The organism is Methylobacterium sp. CCH5-D2 (assembly GCF_001556475.1).
GTDB lineage: Bacteria > Pseudomonadota > Alphaproteobacteria > Rhizobiales > Beijerinckiaceae > Methylobacterium > Methylobacterium hispanicum.
In genome coordinates, this window is sequence record NZ_LSIX01001118.1 from 1 (window position 1) to 18,976 (window position 18,976).

General features: G+C 72.6%; 17 protein-coding genes. 13 read left to right on the top strand and 4 right to left on the bottom strand.

The window, feature by feature from the left end; translation table 11 throughout:
* The first annotated feature begins 340 nt into the window (after window positions 1–340).
* From AX737_RS30175 to AX737_RS30200, 6 genes are all read left to right on the top strand, one after another.
* Complete coding sequence (locus AX737_RS30175) at window positions 341–1,999, top strand: acetolactate synthase large subunit (RefSeq protein WP_066927722.1); 1,659 nt, start codon at window positions 341–343, stop codon at window positions 1,997–1,999.
* A gap of 71 nt (window positions 2,000–2,070) precedes the next feature.
* Window positions 2,071–3,249, top strand: coding sequence for an iron-containing alcohol dehydrogenase (locus AX737_RS30180; RefSeq protein ID WP_066927724.1), 1,179 nt, complete (start codon window positions 2,071–2,073; stop codon window positions 3,247–3,249).
* A gap of 67 nt (window positions 3,250–3,316) precedes the next feature.
* Window positions 3,317–4,108, top strand: a complete 792-nt coding sequence (locus AX737_RS30185) for a poly(R)-hydroxyalkanoic acid synthase subunit PhaE (RefSeq protein WP_066927727.1) — start codon at window positions 3,317–3,319, stop codon at window positions 4,106–4,108.
* Window positions 4,105–5,211, top strand: coding sequence for a class III poly(R)-hydroxyalkanoic acid synthase subunit PhaC (phaC, locus tag AX737_RS30190; RefSeq protein WP_082773381.1), 1,107 nt, complete (start codon window positions 4,105–4,107; stop codon window positions 5,209–5,211). The genes AX737_RS30185 and phaC overlap by 4 nt, the downstream gene beginning before the upstream one ends.
* Before the next feature lie 21 nt (window positions 5,212–5,232).
* Window positions 5,233–7,230: an acyl CoA:acetate/3-ketoacid CoA transferase gene (locus AX737_RS30195; RefSeq protein WP_066927729.1), complete on the top strand. Its 1,998-nt coding sequence runs from the start codon at window positions 5,233–5,235 to the stop codon at window positions 7,228–7,230.
* Window positions 7,223–8,695, top strand: coding sequence for an NAD-dependent succinate-semialdehyde dehydrogenase (locus AX737_RS30200; protein ID WP_066927731.1), 1,473 nt, complete (start codon window positions 7,223–7,225; stop codon window positions 8,693–8,695). The genes AX737_RS30195 and AX737_RS30200 overlap by 8 nt, the downstream gene beginning before the upstream one ends.
* Window positions 8,696–8,754: 59 nt before the next feature.
* On the opposite strand, the gene AX737_RS30205 is transcribed toward AX737_RS30200, so the two are convergent.
* The 3 genes from AX737_RS30205 to AX737_RS30215 form a co-directional block, all read right to left on the bottom strand.
* On the bottom strand, window positions 8,755–9,219 hold the full coding sequence (locus AX737_RS30205) for a tellurite resistance TerB family protein (RefSeq protein ID WP_066927733.1): 465 nt from the start codon (window positions 9,217–9,219) through the stop codon (window positions 8,755–8,757).
* Between the two features lie 228 nt (window positions 9,220–9,447).
* Window positions 9,448–10,584, bottom strand: a complete 1,137-nt coding sequence (locus tag AX737_RS30210; protein ID WP_066927735.1) for a carboxylate-amine ligase — start codon at window positions 10,582–10,584, stop codon at window positions 9,448–9,450.
* An 88-nt stretch (window positions 10,585–10,672) separates the two neighbouring features.
* The gene (locus tag AX737_RS30215) at window positions 10,673–12,214 is read right to left on the bottom strand and encodes a CYTH and CHAD domain-containing protein (RefSeq protein ID WP_066927737.1); all 1,542 of its coding nucleotides are present in this window, start codon (window positions 12,212–12,214) and stop codon (window positions 10,673–10,675) included.
* Between the two features lie 312 nt (window positions 12,215–12,526).
* On the opposite strand from AX737_RS30215, the gene AX737_RS30220 reads away from it, so the two are divergent.
* The 6 genes from AX737_RS30220 to AX737_RS30245 all read left to right on the top strand — a co-directional run bounded on the left by AX737_RS30220 (window position 12,527) and on the right by AX737_RS30245 (window position 17,518).
* Window positions 12,527–13,009, top strand: a complete 483-nt coding sequence (locus AX737_RS30220) for a cupredoxin domain-containing protein (protein WP_238232061.1) — start codon at window positions 12,527–12,529, stop codon at window positions 13,007–13,009.
* Between the two features lie 63 nt (window positions 13,010–13,072).
* Window positions 13,073–13,726, top strand: coding sequence for an FMN-binding negative transcriptional regulator (locus AX737_RS30225; protein ID WP_066927739.1), 654 nt, complete (start codon window positions 13,073–13,075; stop codon window positions 13,724–13,726).
* Window positions 13,727–14,013: 287 nt separating this feature from the next.
* A complete protein-coding gene (locus AX737_RS30230; protein ID WP_156454056.1) occupies window positions 14,014–14,283 on the top strand; it encodes a hypothetical protein in 270 nt (89 codons plus the stop codon).
* A gap of 335 nt (window positions 14,284–14,618) precedes the next feature.
* Window positions 14,619–15,824, top strand: a complete 1,206-nt coding sequence (locus AX737_RS30235; RefSeq protein WP_066927741.1) for a GNAT family N-acetyltransferase — start codon at window positions 14,619–14,621, stop codon at window positions 15,822–15,824.
* Window positions 15,825–15,831: 7 nt separating this feature from the next.
* Window positions 15,832–16,992, top strand: coding sequence for a M20 aminoacylase family protein (locus AX737_RS30240; protein WP_066927743.1), 1,161 nt, complete (start codon window positions 15,832–15,834; stop codon window positions 16,990–16,992).
* A gap of 43 nt (window positions 16,993–17,035) precedes the next feature.
* Complete coding sequence (locus tag AX737_RS30245) at window positions 17,036–17,518, top strand: glutathione peroxidase (RefSeq protein ID WP_066927745.1); 483 nt, start codon at window positions 17,036–17,038, stop codon at window positions 17,516–17,518.
* Here AX737_RS30245 and AX737_RS30250 read toward each other — a convergent pair.
* Window positions 17,458–18,507, bottom strand: coding sequence for an NAD(P)-dependent oxidoreductase (locus tag AX737_RS30250; RefSeq protein ID WP_082773382.1), 1,050 nt, complete (start codon window positions 18,505–18,507; stop codon window positions 17,458–17,460). The genes AX737_RS30245 and AX737_RS30250 overlap by 61 nt on opposite strands.
* 133 nt (window positions 18,508–18,640) lie before the next feature.
* Here AX737_RS30250 and AX737_RS30255 point away from each other — a divergent pair.
* Window positions 18,641–18,976, top strand: a 336-nt coding sequence (locus AX737_RS30255; protein ID WP_156454057.1) for an alpha/beta fold hydrolase, incomplete at its 3' end; no start/stop codon positions are given.

The window sequence follows — 18,976 nt, forward strand, 5'->3', positions numbered from 1 at the left end:
CCTATACCGGCGAGGACGACATCATCCGCGTCGAGGACATCTACGGACGCTGACGGCCGCGGCACCCGGGCAGGCGCGGGCATCCGCGCCCCGCGGGGGCATCCGCGCCCCGCGCGGGGCGGCGCCGCCCGCCGCGCGGACCGGCGCGGCATGAATACTGCCTCTCGCATGAAGGCGGCGCGGAACCGCTTTCATCCGCTTCGAATCCTATACTCGCGCCCGGTTCGAGCCGGCTGAACTGGTTGTCCGTCGCACCAGCTTGCAGGAAACCCCGGCTATCCGACACAGGGACCGCGCGGCCGGATCCGGCCGGCGCGGCGAGACGAGAGGGACCGAGAGGATGCCGAAGGGATCCGACCTGCTGGTGCGAGCGCTTGAGAACGAGGGCGTCGATCGCGTCTTCGGCATCCCGGGCGAGGAGAACCTCGACATCGTCGAGTCGCTCCGCACCTCGAAGATCGAGCTGGTCCTCACGCGCCACGAGCAGGCCGCGGCCTTCATGGCGGCCACCTACGGGCGGCTCACCGGCAAGCCGGGCGTGTGCCTCGCCACCCTCGGCCCGGGCGCGCTCAACTTCTCCACGGGCGCGGCCTACGCGCATCTCGGCGCCATGCCGATGATCATCATCACCGGCCAGAAGGGCATCCTGTCCTCGCGCCAGGCCCGCTTCCAGATCGTCGACGTGATCGCCTCGATGAAGCCGATCACCAAGATGGCCCGCCAGATCGTCTCCGCCTCCTCGATCCCCACCATCGTGCGCGACGCCTTCCGGGTCGCCATGGAGGAGCGCCCCGGCCCGGTGCTGCTGGAACTGCCCGAGGACATCGCCGCCGAGGAGGCCGAGTCCTACACGGTGCCCTCGCACCCGATCGACATTCCCGTAGCCCACCCGAAGGCGATCGAGCGCGCCGCCGAGATGATCCTGGCGGCCAAGCGCCCGCTGGTGATGCTGGGCGCGGCCGCCTCCCGCCCGCGCTCCACGAGCGACCTCGGCGGCTTCGTGCAGCGCACCGGCATCCCCTTCTTCACCACGCAGATGGGCAAGGGCACGGTCGCGCACGGCACGCGCCTCTACATGGGCACCGCCGCGCTCTCCGAGCGCGACTACGTGCACGAGGCCATCGACGCCGCCGACCTCATCATCGCCATCGGCCACGACACGGTCGAGAAGCCGCCCTTCTTCATGGGCCAGCCCGACCAGAAGGTGCTGCACATCAGCTACACCCCGGCCAACGTCGAGCAGGTCTACTACCCCGACGCCGAGGTGGTGGGCGATCTCGGCCCCACGCTGAAGCTGCTGGCCGACCGGCTCGAGGACCGGCTCCCGAACGCGGGCGCGCTCCTGCCGCTGCGCGAGCACATCCTCTCCCGCATCGCGGACCGGGCCGACGAGGACCGCTTCCCCGTCACCCCGCAGCGGCTGGTGCGCGACGTGCGAAAGGTCATCCCCGAGGACGGAATCGTCTGCCTCGACAACGGGATGTACAAGATCTGGTTCGCCCGTAACTACCGCACCTACGTGGCCAACACGCTGCTGCTCGATAACGCGCTCGCCACCATGGGCGCGGGCCTGCCCTCGGCCATGATGGCGGCGCTGCTCTACCCGAAGCGCCGCGTGATGGCGGTCTGCGGCGACGGCGGCTTCATGATGAACAGCCAGGAGATGGAGACCGCGGTGCGCCTCGGCCTCAACCTCGTGGTGCTGATCCTGGACGACTCGGCCTACGGCATGATCCGCTGGAAGCAGGCGGTCGACGAGTTCCCGGACTACGGCATGACCTTCAAGAACCCCGACTTCGTGAAGTACGCCGAGTCCTACGGCGCCACCGGCCACCGGGTCGGCGCGGTCGAGGATCTGGGGCCGACGCTGGAGCGGGCCTTCCAGGCCGGCGGCGTCCACCTCGTGGCGGTGCCGATCGACTACTCGGAGAACACGCGCGTCCTCGTGAAGGAGCTGCGCGAGAAGGTGAAGCCGTCGCAGCCCGACGCGAACGCCTGAGGCCCTCTCCCTCCGCGCGGCGCCGCCCGCGCGGAGGCCCGACGTCGAACCCGAGAACGGATAGCGCCGCCATGAAGCCCTTCACCTTCCAGACCACGCCGAACGTGCTGTTCGAGCCCGGCGCCTCGAAGAAGCTTCCGGAGATCGTGGCCGGGCTGAAGGCCAAGCGCGTCCTGCTCGTCACCGACAAGGGCGTGCGCGACGTCGGCCTCACCGCCCCGGCCGAGAAGGCCCTGGCCGAGGCCGGCGTCGAGATCGACGTGTTCGACGACGTGAAGGCCGACCCGCCGGCCAGCGTCATCGAGAGCGCGGTCGCGAAGGCCCGCGAGGCCGGCACCGACCTCGTGCTCTCGATCGGCGGCGGCTCGGCCCTCGATACGGCCAAGCTCGTGGCCTACCTCGCCAGGTCCGACGAGCGGCTCGACGACATCTACGGCGTCGGCTTGGCGCTCGGCGAGCGCCTGCCGCTGATCCTCGTGCCCACCACCGCCGGCACCGGCTCGGAGGTGACGCCGATCTCGATCGTCACCACGCCGACCACCGAGAAGAAGGGCGTGGTCTCCCACAAGCTCCTGCCCGACTGGGCCGTGCTCGACCCCGAGCTGACGCTTGGCCTGCCCGCCCACGTCACCGCCGCGACCGGCATCGACGCGATGGTGCACGCCATCGAGGCCTTCACCAGCAAGAACAAGAAGAACCCGATCTCGGACCAGCTCGCCAAGCAGGCGCTGGCGCTCCTGTCGGCCAACATCCGCACCGCCTGCTCCGAGCCGAAGAACCTCGCGGCGCGCTCAGGGATGCTGCTCGGCTCGATGCTCGCCGGCATGGCCTTCGCCAACGCGCCGGTCGCGGCGGTGCACGCGCTGGCCTACCCGATCGGGGCGATCTTCCACGTGCCGCACGGGCTCTCGAACGCCCTGGTGCTGATGGGCGTGATGCGGTTCAACCTCGGCCACGCGCAGGGGCTCTACGCCGAGCTCGCGGCCGTCCTCGACCCGGAGGCGGCGAACCTGCCCGAGGACCAGGCCGCGGCCCGCTTCGTGGACGGCCTCGCGGCGATCTGCCGGGACTGCAAGGTGCCGGCCTCGCTGGCCGAAGTCGGCGTGACGTCCGACGATCTGGAGCGGCTGGCCACCGACGCGATGAAGCAGACCCGGCTCCTCGTGAACAACCCCCGCGAGGTCACCCATCAGGACGCCTACGCGATCTACGCCGAGGCGCTCGACGGCACGGCGCAGCGGGCCGCCTGAGGCGGTCGGGTCCCGCCGGGCCCGGACGCCCGGCGGCGCGAGGGTACGGGACAGGGAGGCGGCGTCGATGGATCCCTTCGAGAGCGTGAAGGCGATGGCGGAGCTGTGGGGTCGGGGCGCCCGCTCCTTCGCCGAGGCCCAGGCCAACATGATGGGCGCCCTCGCGGCCGGCCCCGCCCCGGCGGCGGACGCGGACGCGGCGCAGAAGGCGCAGGCCGCCTACGCCCGCGCCTGGGCCGACGCGCAGGCGGTCGCCACGAGCTTCACCGGCTCGCTGGCGGCCAAGGACGGGCACGACCCGGTCGCCGCCGAGGTGCTGGCCAAGGTGTTCGACCCGCGCGGCTGGCTCTCGGCCACGAGCGAGGTGGACGCGGCGCTGAGCCGGATGGCCGAGGGGCCGCAATTCGCCGACCTGTTCCAGGTCGAGCGCAAGTTCGCCGCGCTCACCGCGGCCTGGACGGCGCTGCGGCGGCGCAACCTCGAGCACAACACCCTGATGCTGGAGGCCTGGACGCGGGCGACCGGCGCCTTCTCGCAGGCGGTGAACGCCAGGGCCGAGGCCGGCAAGCCGCTCGAATCCGCCCGCGACCTGATGGCGCTCTGGATCGAGACCGCCAACGACGTCCTGATCGAGACGCAGCGCTCGGACGCCTTCCTGGCGAGCCAGCGGGACTCGCTGACGGCGGCGACCGAGCTGCGCCTCGCCCAAGGCGATCTCGCCGAGTTCTACAGCCGGATGTTCGGCTACCCGACGCGCTCGGAACTCGACGACCTGCACAAGACCGTCACCGAACTGCGCCGGGAGCTGCGCGCGCTGAAGCGCCCGCGGCGTGCCGGCCGGAAGGAGGCCTCAGCGTGAGCAGCAACCGCCCCACCATCACGCCCGCCGACGCCGTGGCGGAGGCCTCCGCGCTCGGGCGCCGCATCGCCGAGGGCGCCCGGCTCTTCGGCGAGATCCGCGACGCCGACGTGCAGATCGCCACCACGCCGAAGGACCTCGTCTGGACCCAGGACAAGGTCTCGCTCTACCGCTACCGGCCGCTCGCCGAGTCCAAGGGCCTGCCCCCGGTGCTGATCGTCTACGGGCTGATCGGCCGCTACACGATGGCGGACCTGCAGGAGGACCGCTCGCTGGTGCGCAACCTCCTGAATCTCGGGCTCGACCTCTGGGTGGTCGACTGGGGCAATCCGGGCCGGGCCGAGCGCTTCGTCACCATCGACGACTACGTGGACGGCTACCTCGCCGAGTGCGTGAACGTGATCCAGGAGCGCACGGAGCGCGAGAAGGTCAACCTGCTCGGCATCTGCGAGGGCGGCGTGTTCACCACCTGCTACGCCGCGCTCAACCCCGATCAGGTCAACGCGATGGTGCTCACCATCACGCCGATCGACTTCCACGCCGACCAAGTCGACAACCGCCCGGGCCACGGCTTCATCAACATCTGGGCGCGCTCGCTGCGGCCCGAGGACATCGACCGGCTGATCGAGACGCAGGGCTCGCTGCCCGGCGCCCTGATGGGCTCGGTCTTCTCGATGATGACGCCGATGCGGACCCTGACGAAGTACAACCTCGACCTGCTCGACGCGCTCGCCGACAAGAAGAAGTTCCTGAACTTCCTGCGCATGGAGAAGTGGATCGCCGACCGGCCGGACCATCCGGGCGAGGCGGCCAAGCAGTGGCTGAAGGACCTCTACCAGGAGAACAAGCTGGTCGAGAGCCGCTTCGAGCTGTCGGGCCGCCCCGTGAAGCTCAGCCAGATCACCTGCCCGGTGCTCAACGTCTTCGCCAAGGACGATCACATCATCCCGCCGGCTACCTCCCGGGCGCTCCAGGGCAAGATCGGCACCGAGGACTACACGGAACTGGGCCTGCCCGGCGGCCATGTCGGCGTCTTCGTCGGCGGCAAGGCGCAGGCGCTCCTGGGTTCCGGCATCGCCGACTGGCTGAGCGCGCGGGGCTGACGGGGCAGGGGGGGCAACGCGATGGGCAGCCTGAAGAACAAGATCGTCAGCGCCGACGAGGCGGCGGCGATCATCCACGACGGCGACATGGTGGCGGTGTCGGGCTTCGTCGGCATCGGCACGCCGGACGAGCTGATCCTGGCGCTCGCCCGCCGCTTCGAGGCGACCGGCGCCCCGCGCGATCTCGGCCTGATGTTCGCCGCCGCCCCCGGCGACGGCAAGGAGCGGGGGCTCAACCGGCTGGCCCTGCCGGGCCTCGTGCGGCGCGTCGTCGGTGGGCACTGGTCGCTGGTGCCGAAGCTCGGCGCCATGGCGGTCGAGGGCGAGATCGAGGCCTACAACCTGCCGCTCGGCGTGGTCTCGCACCTCTACCGCGAGATCGCCGCGCACACGCCCGGCCACATCACCAAGGTCGGGCTCAACACCTTCGTGGACCCGCGCCTTGAGGGCGGCCGGCTCAACGCGAAGACGACCGAGGACCTCGTCAGCGTGGTCGAGCTCGGCGGCGAGCCCTGGCTGCACTACCGGGCCTTCCCGATCCACGTCGCGCTGATCCGCGGCACGACCGCGGACCCGGCCGGCAACATCACCATGGAGCGCGAGGCGCTGACGCTCGACAACCTCGCGGCCGCGATGGCGGCCAAGAATTCCGGCGGCTTCGTGATCGCGCAGGTGGAGCGGCTGGCCGAGACCGGCTCCCTCAACCCGCGCGAGGTGCAGATCCCGGGCGTGCTGGTCGATTGCGTGGTGCTGAGCCAGCCCGAGAACCACCGCCAGACCTACGGCACCGCCTACAACCACGCCTTCACGGGCCGCCAGCGGGTGCCGCTCGACCGGATCGCGCCGATCGGACTCGACGAGCGCAAGGTCATCGCCCGGCGCTGCGCCTTCGAGCTGCCGCCGGGCGGCGTGGTCAACCTCGGCATCGGCATGCCGGAGGGCGTCGCCGCGGTCGCCGCCGAGGAGCGGGTGCTGAAGTACCTGACGCTGACCGCCGAGCCCGGCGTGATCGGCGGCCTGCCGCAGGGCGGGCTCGATTTCGGCGCGGCGCTGAATCCGGCCGCCGTGCTGCACCAGAACCAGCAGTTCGACTTCTACGACGGCGGCGGGCTCGACCTCGCCTGCCTGGGCCTCGCCCAGTGCGACAGCCAAGGCAACGTCAACGTCAGCCGCTTCGGCAAGCGCCTCGCGGGAGCGGGCGGCTTCATCAACATCTCGCAGAACGCCAAGAGCCTCGTCTTCGCCGGCACCTTCACGGCGGGCGGGCTGGAGGTCGCGATCGAGGACGGGGCCCTGCGCATCCTGCAGGAGGGGCGCTCGCGCAAGTTCATCGCGGCAGTGGAGCAGGTGACGTTCTCGGGCGCCTTCGCGGCCGAGCGCGGGCAGCCGGTGCTCTACGTCACGGAGCGCTGCGTCTTTCGGCGCACGCGCGCCGGCATGGAACTCGTCGAGGTGGCGCCCGGGATCGACATCGAGCGGGACATCCTCGCCCAGATGGGCTTCTCGCCGATCGTCCAGAACCCGCGCTCGATGGACCCGCGCCTGTTCCGGGAGGCGGTGATGGGGCTGGAGCCCTGGCTGCTCGGCCTCTCTCTTGCAGAGCGGATCAGCTACGATCCGGAGCGCAACATCCTGTTCTCGAACCTCGAAGGCTTCCAGGTCCGCACGATCGACGACGTCGAGCTGGTGCGCCGCGAGTTCGAGCGGGCCTGCCAGGAGATCGGCCGCAAGGTCCATCTCGTGGCGAACTACGACGGGTTCGAGTGCGACCCGACGATCAGCGATGCCTACTTCTCCACGATCGCGTATCTGGAGAACCGATACTACGCGACCGCGGCGCGTTACACGACGAGCGCCTTCATGCGACTGAAGCTCGGCGCCTCGCTGGCAAGTCGCGATCTGGCGCCCCACGTGTTCGAGACAAAAGCAGAGGCACAGGCGAGGAACACAGCCCAAAGCGTGTCCATCAAGGCGCGGCCCGCCAAGCCGCAGCCGCCCAAGGAACAACAGAATGCCTGAGACCGAGACCCTGTCCCTGAAGGACCCGAGCCTGCTCGTCGATGCCTGCCTGATCGGCGGTGAATGGTCGAAGAGCGGCTCCGGGTCGATCGAGGTGACGAACCCCGCCACCGGCGCCCTGCTGGCCCGGGTGCCGAATGCCGGCGTCGAGGAGACGCGCCGGGCGATTCAAGCGGCGCACGCGGCCTATCCGGCCTGGCGCGCCAAGACCGCCGCCGAGCGCGCCACGCTGCTGAAGACGCTCGCGGCGCTGATCACCGAGAACCAGGAGGATCTGGCCCGCATCCTCACCGCCGAGCAGGGCAAGTCGCTCGCCGAGGCGCGGGCCGAGGTCACCATGTCGGCGGGCTACGTCACGTGGTTCGCGGAAGAAGCGCGGCGCGTCTACGGCGAGGTCATCCCCTCGCCCTGGCAGAACCGGCGCATCCTCGTCACCAAGGAGCCGGTCGGCGTGGTGGGGGCGATCACGCCCTGGAACTTCCCCTCGTCGATGATCGCCCGCAAGCTGGCACCCGCGCTCGCCGCCGGCTGCCCCATCGTGATCAAGCCCGCCACCCAGACCCCGCTCTCGGGGCTGGTCTGGGGCCTGCTCTGCGAGCGGGCCGGCATCCCGGCGGGCCTCGTCTCGATCCTCACCGGCTCGGCCCGGGCGATCGGCGGCGAACTCACCGGCAACCCGCTGGTGAAGAAGATCACCTTCACGGGCTCGACGGAGGTCGGCAAGATCCTGATGAGCCAGGCCGCCGGCACGGTGAAGAAGGTCTCGATGGAGCTTGGCGGCAACGCGCCCTTCATCGTCTTCGACGACGCCGACCTCGACCGGGCGGTCGAGGGCGCGATGCTGGCCAAGTATCGCAACTCGGGCCAGACCTGCGTCTGCACCAACCGGGTTCTGGTGCAGGACGGCGTCTACGACGCCTTCGCGGAGAAGATGGCGGCGGCGGCCAAGGCGCTGAAGGTCGGCAACGGCGCGGAGGAGGGCGTGGTGCAGGGCCCGCTCATCGACCACGCCGCGGTCGAGAAGGTCGAGGCGCATATCCGCGACGCCACCGCCAAGGGCGCCCGGGTGATCGCGGGGGGCCGCCGCCACGCGCTCGGCGGCTCGTTCTTCGAGCCGACCGTGCTGATCGACGTGGTGCCGGGCATGGACGTGGCCAAGGAGGAGACCTTCGGTCCGCTGGCGCCGCTCTTCCGCTTCCGCGACGAGGCGGAGGCGATCGCGATGGCCAACGACACGGAGTTCGGGCTGGCCTGCTACTTCTACACGCGCGACCTCGGCCGCGTGTTCCGGGTCTCGGAGGCGCTGGAATACGGCATGGTCGGCGTCAACGAGGGCATCATCACCACCGAGGTGGCGCCCTTCGGCGGCGTGAAGGAGTCCGGTGTCGGCCGCGAGGGCGGCCACCAGGGCATCGAGGACTACCTGAACACCAAGTACGTCTGCGTCGGCGGCCTCGGCGCCTGAAACCCGTCGTGCGGCCCGCCCGGAGGGGCGGGCCGCGGGCGACCTACGCCGCAGCCGACCTACGCCGCGGGCGGGCGCCGGACCGGCGAGGCGCGCAGCAGCGCCGCCGGATCGAGCGCCAGCCCGGTGGCGATCTCGCCCAGGGCCGTCGCCTCGACGGGCGCGATGCCGTCGTGGTCGGCGACGTCGGCGGCGATCAGGAACACGCTCTCGCGCTGCTCCGACGGGCGCTCGGCGATCCGTGCGACGTTGCGCAGGTTCTCGGCGCGGCCCGCACGGGTGCGGGCCCGGGCGATGCCGTCGTAGAGTTCCGCCTCCAGCATCAGGCCGTCATAGCCCTTCTCCAGCACCGGGTTCGCCCGCAGGCCGGCGAGCGCGGTCTCGAACTCCGAGCCCGCCACCTCGCCGTCGGCCACCATCACGTTGGCGGCGGCCGAGACCCCGGCCAGCATCAGGTCCCTGTCGCCCGCATAGGCCGTCACGGTGCGGGAGAGGCGATCGAGGAGGTCGGCGAACGGCAGCATGGGTCTCGGATGCTCGGGGGCTTGGAACGGCCGGGCCCGGATAACGCGCCGGAGCCGGAAAAGCCGCAGGCCGGCGCGCGCCGGACACGCATCGGTCCCGCCGGACACATGCCGGAAACGCGCAGGCCCGAGAGTGCACGGGCCGCGTCGCGATCCTCGACACGGCCGACGGGCCGTCCCCGACGCCCCCCTCCGAAGGGGACGGCCCGCCGCCCGGGATCCCGGGCCTCAAGCCTCCCGATCCGCCGCGCCCTCCGTCTCCCGGGCGAGCGCGTCGACGACCGCCGAGAGCGCCGCGCGCCGTCCCAGCCCCGCCGACCGGGCGGCCTCGAAGATGCGGAGCTGGCGGTCGGCGCTCGTCCCCGCGGCCGCGATCCGGCGCGCGTCGGCGCAGATCCCGGCGCAGCCGAGCGCCGCCGCGTCCTCGGCGATCAGCGCCAGCAGGCTCTCCACCGCCTCAGAGACCGGCACGGCGCGCTCCGCGGCCTCGTCGATCAGCTCGGCCCGCACCCCGTCCCGCTCCGCCCGCCAGAGATTCTCGGTGATGAAGCCGCGCGACGCCCCCGTGAGCCGGGCATTGAGGCCGGGATCGCGCTCGACCCGGCGCACGAGGCAGCGGAACAGGGCCGCGATCACGAGCGCGTCCGGCAGGTGCGGGCAGGAATCGGCGATGCGCAGCTCCAGCGTCGGGTATTTCGGCGAGACCCGCAGGATCCACCAGAGGAAGCTCGCATCCGCGATCGCCCCGGTCCGGGTCATGATCCGGACGTAGCGCGCGTAGTCCTCCGCGTCGTCGAACAGGTCCGGCAGCCCCGTGCGCGGCAGCTCGGCGTAGACCCTGAGGCGGTAGCCCATCAGCCCGGTCGGACGGCCCTGCCAGAAGGGCGAGCCGGCCGAGAGCGCGAGGAGCAGCGGCGCGAAGGGTAGCAGCCGGTTGGCGAGGCCCACGCGGGCCTCCGGGTCGGCCACCGCGACGTGGACATGCGTGCCGCAGACCACGCTGCGCCGCCCGACCATGCGCAGGTCGCCCAGGATGCCGTCGTAGCGCTCCGCATCCGTCGCGCGCAGGTGCCGCCACAGGGCGGTCGGGTGCGTGCCGGCCGCGAAGACCAGGACGCCGTGCCGGCGCCCGATCGCCGCGAGCGCCGCCCGCGCGGTCCGCAGCCGCTCGGCCGCCTCCGGGAAGCTCTCCGAGGGCGGCGAGCAGATCTCGATCTGGCTCTCCAGCATCTCGCGCTCGGCGTTCGGGACGCCGGCCTCAACGGCCGCGTGGAAATCGCGCACCCGCGGGCCGGGGCTGCCGCGCGTGCGGGCGTCGGCCAGGAAGAACTCCTCCTCGATGCCGAAGCTGTAGGCGTGGCTCATGCCGTCTCTCCCGGCCCCGTCGGGCCCGCGCGGCAAGTTTCGGGCCGGCCCGTCAGAGCCAGGAAGCGCGTCAACGCCAGAAAGCGCGTCAGCGCCAGAAGGGTTTCACGTCGACGAGGTCGTCGTGGGCCTCCGCCGCCTTCTCGAGGAGCGTGCCGGCCTCCGCCTCCTTGTCGGCGGCGGTCAGGCCCGCCGCGAACGCGACCGCCCCATCGACCGGTCCGGCGGCGCCATCCCCGGGCACGGCGAGGCCGGCCATCACCGTGTGGGCCGTGGCGAGGTCGTTGAGCGCGCCCAGATGGTCCTGCAGGTCGGAGAGCGCGTCGCCGAAGACCTTGTGGCGCTTGCGCGCCTTCTTCGATCCGTAGAGGCCGGCGAAGAACTCCGCCCCGTAGCGCAGCTTCTTGGCGGCGATGCGGACCCGGTGGCGCTCCTCCGGGTCGAGCCGGTCGAGATGGCGGCCGCGCCGCTTCACCCGGCGGCGGAAGCGCTCGAGCACCCGGGCGGCGAAGTCGGGGGCCGGCTCATCCGCGCCCGGCGCCTCGCGCCAGGGCCCGGTCTCGATCCAGGCGACGAGGTCGATGAGGAGCGCGCGCCATTCCGGCGCGTCGAGGGTCGCCGTCACCGCGGCGTAGGCGCGGGCGTGCTCGGCCTCCAGCCGCTCGCGCAGAGCCGCGAGGCCGGGCTCGTCCGGCCGCCGCTCGATCTCGGCCGGCAGGGTGGTGGCGAGGAACACGTCGAGGTTGCGCGCCTCCCCGAAGGGCGCGGTGACGCGCTTGATCTCCTCGTTCAGCGCGGCCGCGCGCGGGTCGCCCTCGAGGATCGGCTTGAACAGCGAGAAGGCCGAGCGCAGGCGACGCAGCGCCACCCGCATCTGGTGCAGGGCCTCGGCGGGCCGGGCCGCGAGGAACACCTCCTCGTTGAGGCGCAGCTGCCGCAGGCAGGCCAGCGCGACCAGCCGGAAGGCGTCGGCCGCGCGCGCCTCCTCGGGGATCGCGACCGGCTCGGCCTTCCTCGGGCGAAGCGAGCGGCCGTCGAGGAGCGCGTAGCCGCGCTCGCTCTTGCTGCGCGCGCCGAGCCGCAGCGGCACCGTCTCGGCGAGGGCCTGGGCGAGGGCGAAGAGGTCGCCGGCCGAGCCCGATTCGAGTTCCAGCTCCAGCTCGCTCAGCGTCGTGTCGCCGCTGGCCGGCGTCTCGACCCGGCCCGCGTCGAGGGTCGCCAGGATGCGGGAGGCGCCGTACTCGATCGGGTGCTCGGCGCGCATCACCACGGTGCTGAACAGGGGCACGAGGGCGGGTTTCCTGGCCGCCTCCAGCACGGCGCGGACCGGCGTGTCGGCGAAGGCCTCCCGGTCCGGCGTCTCGCCCGCGACCGCGACCTCCCACTCGGCCCGGTCGAACAGGCCGACGCCGCCCTCGCCGGCCTTCACGGTCTGCACGAAGCGCTCGCCCTTGCGCCGGACGCGGAGCGTCAGCCCCGCCGCGCGCAGGTCCTGGTCGGCGGTGTCGAAATAGGTGGAGACGATGAGCTGGGGCTCGGGCGTGCCCTGCAGCAGCGGGTGCCGCGCCAGCGCCGACAGGTCCGGCCCGACGCATTCCAGTTTCAGCTCGACCTCGCGCGGCGCGCTCATGCAGTGTCTTTCCGTCTCCTCGGGGCCGCCGCGGGGCGGCCGTCTCCGTCGATTCGCGCCCCGCGCGCGTCGTCGCGTCATAGCACGCCCGGCCAGGCCGGACGCGGCGCACGCCCGGCGAAGCCGGACGCGGGGCGGGTCCGGCTCGCCAACGCACGAGGCGGCGATCGGATCGGCCGGGCGGCCGAAGAAGTCGCGCGGCCGGCCGGCCCGGGCGCGGCGGCGCGTCGCGCGCCGGAACCAGACCCCGCCCGTCCGGACTGTCTGCACGGCTTTCCCTCACCCCGACGGATGCGAGACGGAGCGGACGCGATGCGATTCACCCCCCGGCTGACCGGACCCCTTGCCGGCGCCCTGGTGGCGGGCGGCCTGACCGCCGCCCTGGCGCTGGCCGTGCCGGCCGCGGCCGAGCAATCGAAGCCGCTGCCCAAGCCCGCGACCGACGTGATGCCGCCGGTCGAGATCACCATCAGCGAGCAGGACGGCAAGCCGGTCTGCGCGCCGGCCGAGCTGCGCCTGCCGGCCGACACCAACGTGGAGATCCGCGTGGTCAGCTCCGCCGGGACGCCGGTGACGATCACCGCGCCCGGCCAGTTCGAGAACGCCCGGGTGCTGCACGCCGACGGCGACCTCGTCCACGTGGCGAGCGAGAAGGGCTACCTCGTCAAGCAGAACGGGAAGGGGACGCTCCGCCTGCGCACCATGCCGGCGGGCGAGCACGACTACGCCTGCACCGGAACCACGAAGCAGAACGCGCCCTTCGTCGGCAAGCTGATCCTCACGCCGCCGGCCTGAGGGCCTTCCGGCGCCCGCGCTTTCGGTCCATCCTCTCCGGCGCCCCGATGCCGGAGAGGATTCGTGTACGAGCCGCCGCACTTTCGCGAGGACGACCCGGCGGCTTTGGCCGCCCTGGTCCGCGCCCACCCGCTCGGCCTGCTCGTCAGCGCCGGCCCCGGCGGCCTCCTGGCGAACCCGATCCCGTTCCTGCTCGACGCGGCGCCCGCCGGGACGCAGGCGCACGGGACGCTGCGCGCGCATCTCGCCCGGCCCAACCCGCAATGGCGGGACCTCGCCGCGGTTGAGGAATGCCTCTGCGTGTTCCAGGGTCCGCAGGCCTACGTCACGCCCTCCTGGTACGCCACCAAGCGCGAGACCGGCCGGGTGGTGCCGACCTGGAACTACGCGACCGTCCAGGTCTGGGGCCGCCCCCGCGTCGTCGAGGACGCGGGCTGGCTGCGCCGCCAGATCGAGGACCTGACCGCGGCCCGCGAGGCCGCCCGGCCGGAGCCATGGGCGGTCTCGGACGCGCCGGAGGCCTTCACCGAGGCGCAGATCCGCGGGATCGTCGGGGTCGAGGTCGCGATCACGCGCATCGCCGGCAAGTGGAAGATGAGCCAGAACCGCTCGGAGGCCGACCGCGCGGGCGTCGTCGCCGGCCTGACGGGGGAGGGCGGCCCGGCCGACCCGGTCGCCGCGCTGGTGGCGAGGGCCGGCGCCGGAACGCCCCGCTGAGCCGGACCCGCGACGCCCTCGGCCGACGCGGACACCGGTTTGGCCCAGGAGGGTGCGTCGAGACGACAGGCTGGAGCCGGGCCGGCACCCGCGAGCGCGTCGGCCCGGCGCCGCGGGCGGGGATGCGCCGGCCGGCTCGGACGGACCGGAGCGTCTCGGAGGCCCGCGACGCCGGGTTCAATTGCATTGCGGCGAAATTTATGCCCGCTCGGGCCGAACCTTTCCGAGTTCAAGTCGGTTGGCGAGTCGGCCAACACAGAAGATCCGACCTGGATAAGGAGACATCAATGCGCTCGACTGCTCTCGCCCTCGCGGCCACCCTCGCCCTGACCGGTGCGGCCTTCGCGCAGGCGGCCCCGGCGCCCGCCACCACGGTCGGCACCCCGGCCGACAGCGCGGAGAAGAACCTGAACAATCCGGGCAGCGTGAAGAGCAACGCCGAGAAGGGCATGCCGGGCCGCGACGTGCCGGGCGCGACCGGCACGGTCGCCCCGGGGGCGCCGGCGGGCACCGGAACCGCGATGCCGCCGGCCGGCACGGCCCCCGCGGCCCGCTGAGCCCAGCACACCGCGTCGCCCCGGGGAATCGTCCGTTCCCCGGGGCGATGGCGTTCGAACGGCGGCACGGTCTTTCCCTCCCGCCTCTGCCGGCAGGGCGATCGCGTGGCGCGCCCTCCATCGTGGAGCGAGGCTGCTTGGGCACCGTGCCCGCTCTCCCGTCCCGACCGGGGCACCCGTGCCCGATCCTCCTCGGGGCTCGCCCGAGATAGGCCGGCGCGCCGCCCGGCGGCGGTCGCCCGCCGCCGGCCTGCGACCCCGCGCCCGCCCTCCCTACGGCCTGCCCGTGCCCGGACCGCTTGGCCCCTCCGGCATTCGGGTCTAGATCTGCGCCCATGGAGACACCCGGCGCGCCCCGCGAGTCCGCCCCCGCCTTGCAGGTGCGCGCGCTCGCCGGCCTGAAGGAGATCGGCGCCGAGGCCTGGGACGCCTGCGCCACCTCTGCCGAGACGCTCCGGGGCGGCGACGAGACCCACAACCCCTTCGTCTCCCACGCCTTCCTGTCGGCGCTGGAGGATTCCGGTTGCGTCTCCCGCAAGACCGGCTGGCTGCCGCTGCACATCAGCCTGGAGCGGGACGGGGACCTTCTCGGCGTCGCGCCCTGCTATCTGAAGAGCCACAGCCAGGGCGAGTACGTGTTCGACCACGGCTGGGCCGACGCCTACGAGCGGGCGGGCGGCGCCTATTATCCGAAGCTCCAGGCGAGCGTGCCCTTCTCCCCCGTCACCGGGCCGCGCTTCCTGATCGCGCCCGGTGCCGACCCGGACGTGGCCACGGCCGGGCTGATCGCGGGCCTGCGGGCCCTGCGGGACCAGGCGGGGGCCTCCTCGATCCACGTCACCTTCATGCAGGAGGCCGAGTGGGAGCGGGCCGGGGCGGCGGGCTTCCTCAAGCGCACCGACCAGCAGTTCCACTGGCTGAACGCGGGCTACGCGAGCTTCGACGGCTTCCTGGAGGCGCTGGCCTCGCGCAAGCGCAAGAGCATCCGGCGCGAGCGGCGCGACGCGCTGAGCCAGGGCATCACGGTGGAGCGCCTCACGGGCTCCGAGATCACCGAGGCGCACTGGGACGCGTTCTTCGCCTTCTACACGGACACCGGGGCCCGCAAATGGGGCCGGCCCTATCTCAACCGCCGCTTCTTCTCGCTGCTCTCCGAGCGGATGGCCGAGCGGGTGCTGCTGATCATGGCCCGGCGCGGCGGCCGCTACATCGCGGGGGCGATCAACCTCGTCGGCGACGTCGCGCTCTACGGGCGCAACTGGGGCTGCATCGAGGACCACCCCTTCCTGCATTTCGAGGTCTGCTACTACCAGGCGATCGACTTCGCGATCGCGCGCGGGCTGAAGCGGGTCGAGGCCGGCGCGCAGGGCGAGCACAAGCTCGCCCGCGGCTACCGCCCCGTCCTGATGCGCTCGGCCCACGACATTGCCGACCCAGGGTTGCGTAAAGCCGTGGCCGACTACTTGCGAAGGGAGCGCGCCCACGTGAATGCTCTCGTGGGGGAATTCGACAGCCTGACCCCGTTCAAGCGCGAGACCTGAGCCGCAGATGAGCCCGATCGATCGCATCAAGACCTACGCCGACGCGTTGACCGCGCTGCGGCGCGACCTCCACGCCCATCCCGAACTCGGCTTCGAGGAGGTGCGGACCTCCGGGATCGTGGCGGACCTGCTGGAGGGCTACGGGATCGAGGTGCACCGGGGCATCGGCGGCACCGGCGTGGTCGGCGTGCTGAAAGGCCGGAGCGGCGGCGGCCGGCGCATCGGGCTTCGCGCCGACATGGACGCCCTGCCGATCGAGGAGGAGACCAATCTCCCCTACCGCTCGACCTACCCCGGCAAGATGCACGCCTGCGGCCACGACGGCCACACCACCATGCTGGTGGGCGCGGCGCGCTACCTCGCCGAGACCCGCGACTTCGACGGGACCGCGGTCTTCGTGTTCCAGCCGGCGGAAGAGGGACGGGGCGGGGCCCGCGCCATGCTGGCCGACGGCCTGTTCGAGAAATTCCCCTGCGACGAGATCTACGGCCTGCACAACCAGCCGAGCGGCCCGCACGGCGCCATCGGCCTGCGCCCCGGCCCGATCATGGCGGCAGCCGACTTCTTCGACATCCGCGTGCAGGGCCGCGGCATCCACGCGGCGCAGCCCCACAAGGGCATCGACCCGATCGTGATCATCACGGGCCTCGCCCAGGCGATGCAGTCGATCGTCTCGCGCAACGCCGACCCGCTGAAGTCGATCGTCGTCTCGATCACCCGGCTCAACGCCGGCTCGGCCTACAACGTCGTGCCCGAGAGCGCCGACATGGCCGGCACCATCCGGACCTTCGACCGGGAACTCAGGGCGCTGGCCTCCCGCCGCATCCGGGAGTTGGCGGCGGGCTTCGCGGCGGCCTACGGGGCCGAGATCACGGTCGAGATCCAGGACGTGTTCTCGGTTCTGGAGAACGCCCCCGCGCAGACGCAGGCCGCGGCCGAGATCGCCGCCGAGCTGTTCGGCGAGGCCCAGGTCAACACCAGCGCCCCGCCCCGCATGGGCAGCGAGGACTTCGCCGACATGGCGCTCAAGGTGCCGGCCGCCTACGCCTGGCTCGGCTCGAACCCGGGCCCGGGCCTGCACAACGCGAGCTACGACTTCGACGACACGATCATCCCGATCGGCAGCGCCTACCTCGCCCGTCTGGTCGAGCGCCGCGCGACGGCCTAGGGAACGGGGCGCCCCGCTCGGGGGCGCCTCTTCCGGACCGCCCATGACGACGATCCACGCCTTCTCGCCGCGCGCCGCGGACGGCAGCCCGCACCCGCTCGCGCAGTATCGCGGGCGGCCCGTGCTCATCGTGAACACCGCCTCGAAATGCGGCTTCACCGGGCAGTATGCCGGGCTCGAGGCGCTCTGGCGGCGCCACCGGGACCAGGGGCTCGCGGTGCTGGCCTTCCCGTGCAACCAGTTCGGCGCGCAGGAGCCGGGCGACGCGGCCGAGATCGCGCAGTTCTGCACGCTCGGCTACGACGTGACCTTCCCGGTGCTGGCCAAGGTCCAGGTGAACGGGCCGGAGGCAGACCCGCTCTTCGTCCACCTCAAGCGCGAGCGGCCGGGCCTGCTCGGCACGGGCGCGATCAAGTGGAACTTCACCAAGTTCCTCTGCGACGGCGAGGGCCGGGTGATCGATCGCTACGCGCCGCAGACCAAGCCCGAGGCGCTGGAGGGGGCGATCGCCGCGGCGCTCGGCTGAGAAGCACCGCCCTTCTCAGCCATACCCTCCGGATTCACCACCGTCGCCGGCCGCTCGCCGCGCAGGATCGCGAGCATCGCCTCGGCCGCGCCCAGCCCCATCGTGCGCAGGCTGGTGGCGGTGGTGCCGGCGACGTGCGGGGTGAGGAGCAGGTTCGGGCAGCCGCGCAGCCGGTGGTCCTCCGGCAGGGGCTGCTCGGCGAAGACGTCGAGCGCCGCGCCGCCGATCCGGCCCGCCTCCAGCGCGTCGGCCAGCGCCTCGGCCTCCACGATGGGGCCGCGGGCGACGTTGATCAGCACCGCCCCGGGCCGCATCCGGCCGATCAGCGCGGCGCCCACGAGCCCCCGGGTCTCGGGGGTCAGCGGACAGGCGATCACCACCGCGTCGCTCTCCGCGAAGAGCCGCTCGACCGGCACCGACTCGACGAGGCCGTCGAGGTTGCGCGGCGTGCGCGCGGCGCCGAGCACCCGCATGCCGAAGCCGTGCCGGCCGATCCCCGCCACCGCCCGGCCGATCTCGCCCAGCCCCAGCACGCCGAGCGTGGTGCCGCCGATCTCCGGCAGGTCGCTCGCCAGCGTCTTGGCGGCGAGCCAGCCGTCCCGGCGCAGCGTCCGGTCGAGGTGGGCGAGGCGGCGGCGCAGGTCGAGCAGGGCCGCGAAGGCGTACTCGGCCACCGCCCGCGTGTTGCTGCCGGGCAGGTTCGCCACGGGTAGTCCGCGGGCGGTCGCCGTCGCCAGCGGCACGAAATCGAGCCCGACGCCGTGCCGGACGATGCCCCGCAGGCCGGGCGCGTGGTCGAGGATGTCGTCGGGCAGCTGCGCCCGCACGATCATGCCGGAGGCCCCCTGAGCGAGGCGCCGCAGGGTGTCGGCGCCCGTGTCCGGCGCGGTCACGACACGGGCATGCGGCTCCAGACGGGCCACCGCCTCCGGATGGATCGGGTTCGTCAGCAGGACGAGCGGCTTGGCGTCGGCGTCGGCGTCGGTCACCGGCAATCTCCGGGCGGGGCTTCGGCCGCGGTATGCCGGGATCGCGCCGCGCCGTCATACGCCGGGCTACGGCGGAGCGCGGCATTTCATCCGCCGCGCTTGATCCAGGTTAGCCGCGCGCAATCTCGGCGCTATGCCCCGATCCGACAATTCTCCTGATCTTCTCGTCGCGCTGCATTTCCTCGGCGGCTCCGCCCGGACCTGGGAGCCGGTCGCCCGCCGGCTCGCCGGCACGGTGGGCTGCCTCGCCCTCGACCTCCCGGGCTTCGGCGCGGCGGCGGGGACGACGGGCTACGACGTCGCCGCCATGGCCGACCACGTCGCCGCCGCGATCCGGGCGGCGCGCCCGCGCCGCTTCGCGCTGGCCGGGCACAGCATGGGCGCCAAGGTGGCGCTGGCCCTGGCGCGCCGCTCCGAGGACGGCGACCCGGATCTCGCGGGCCTGAGCCATCTCGTCCTCGTGGCGGGC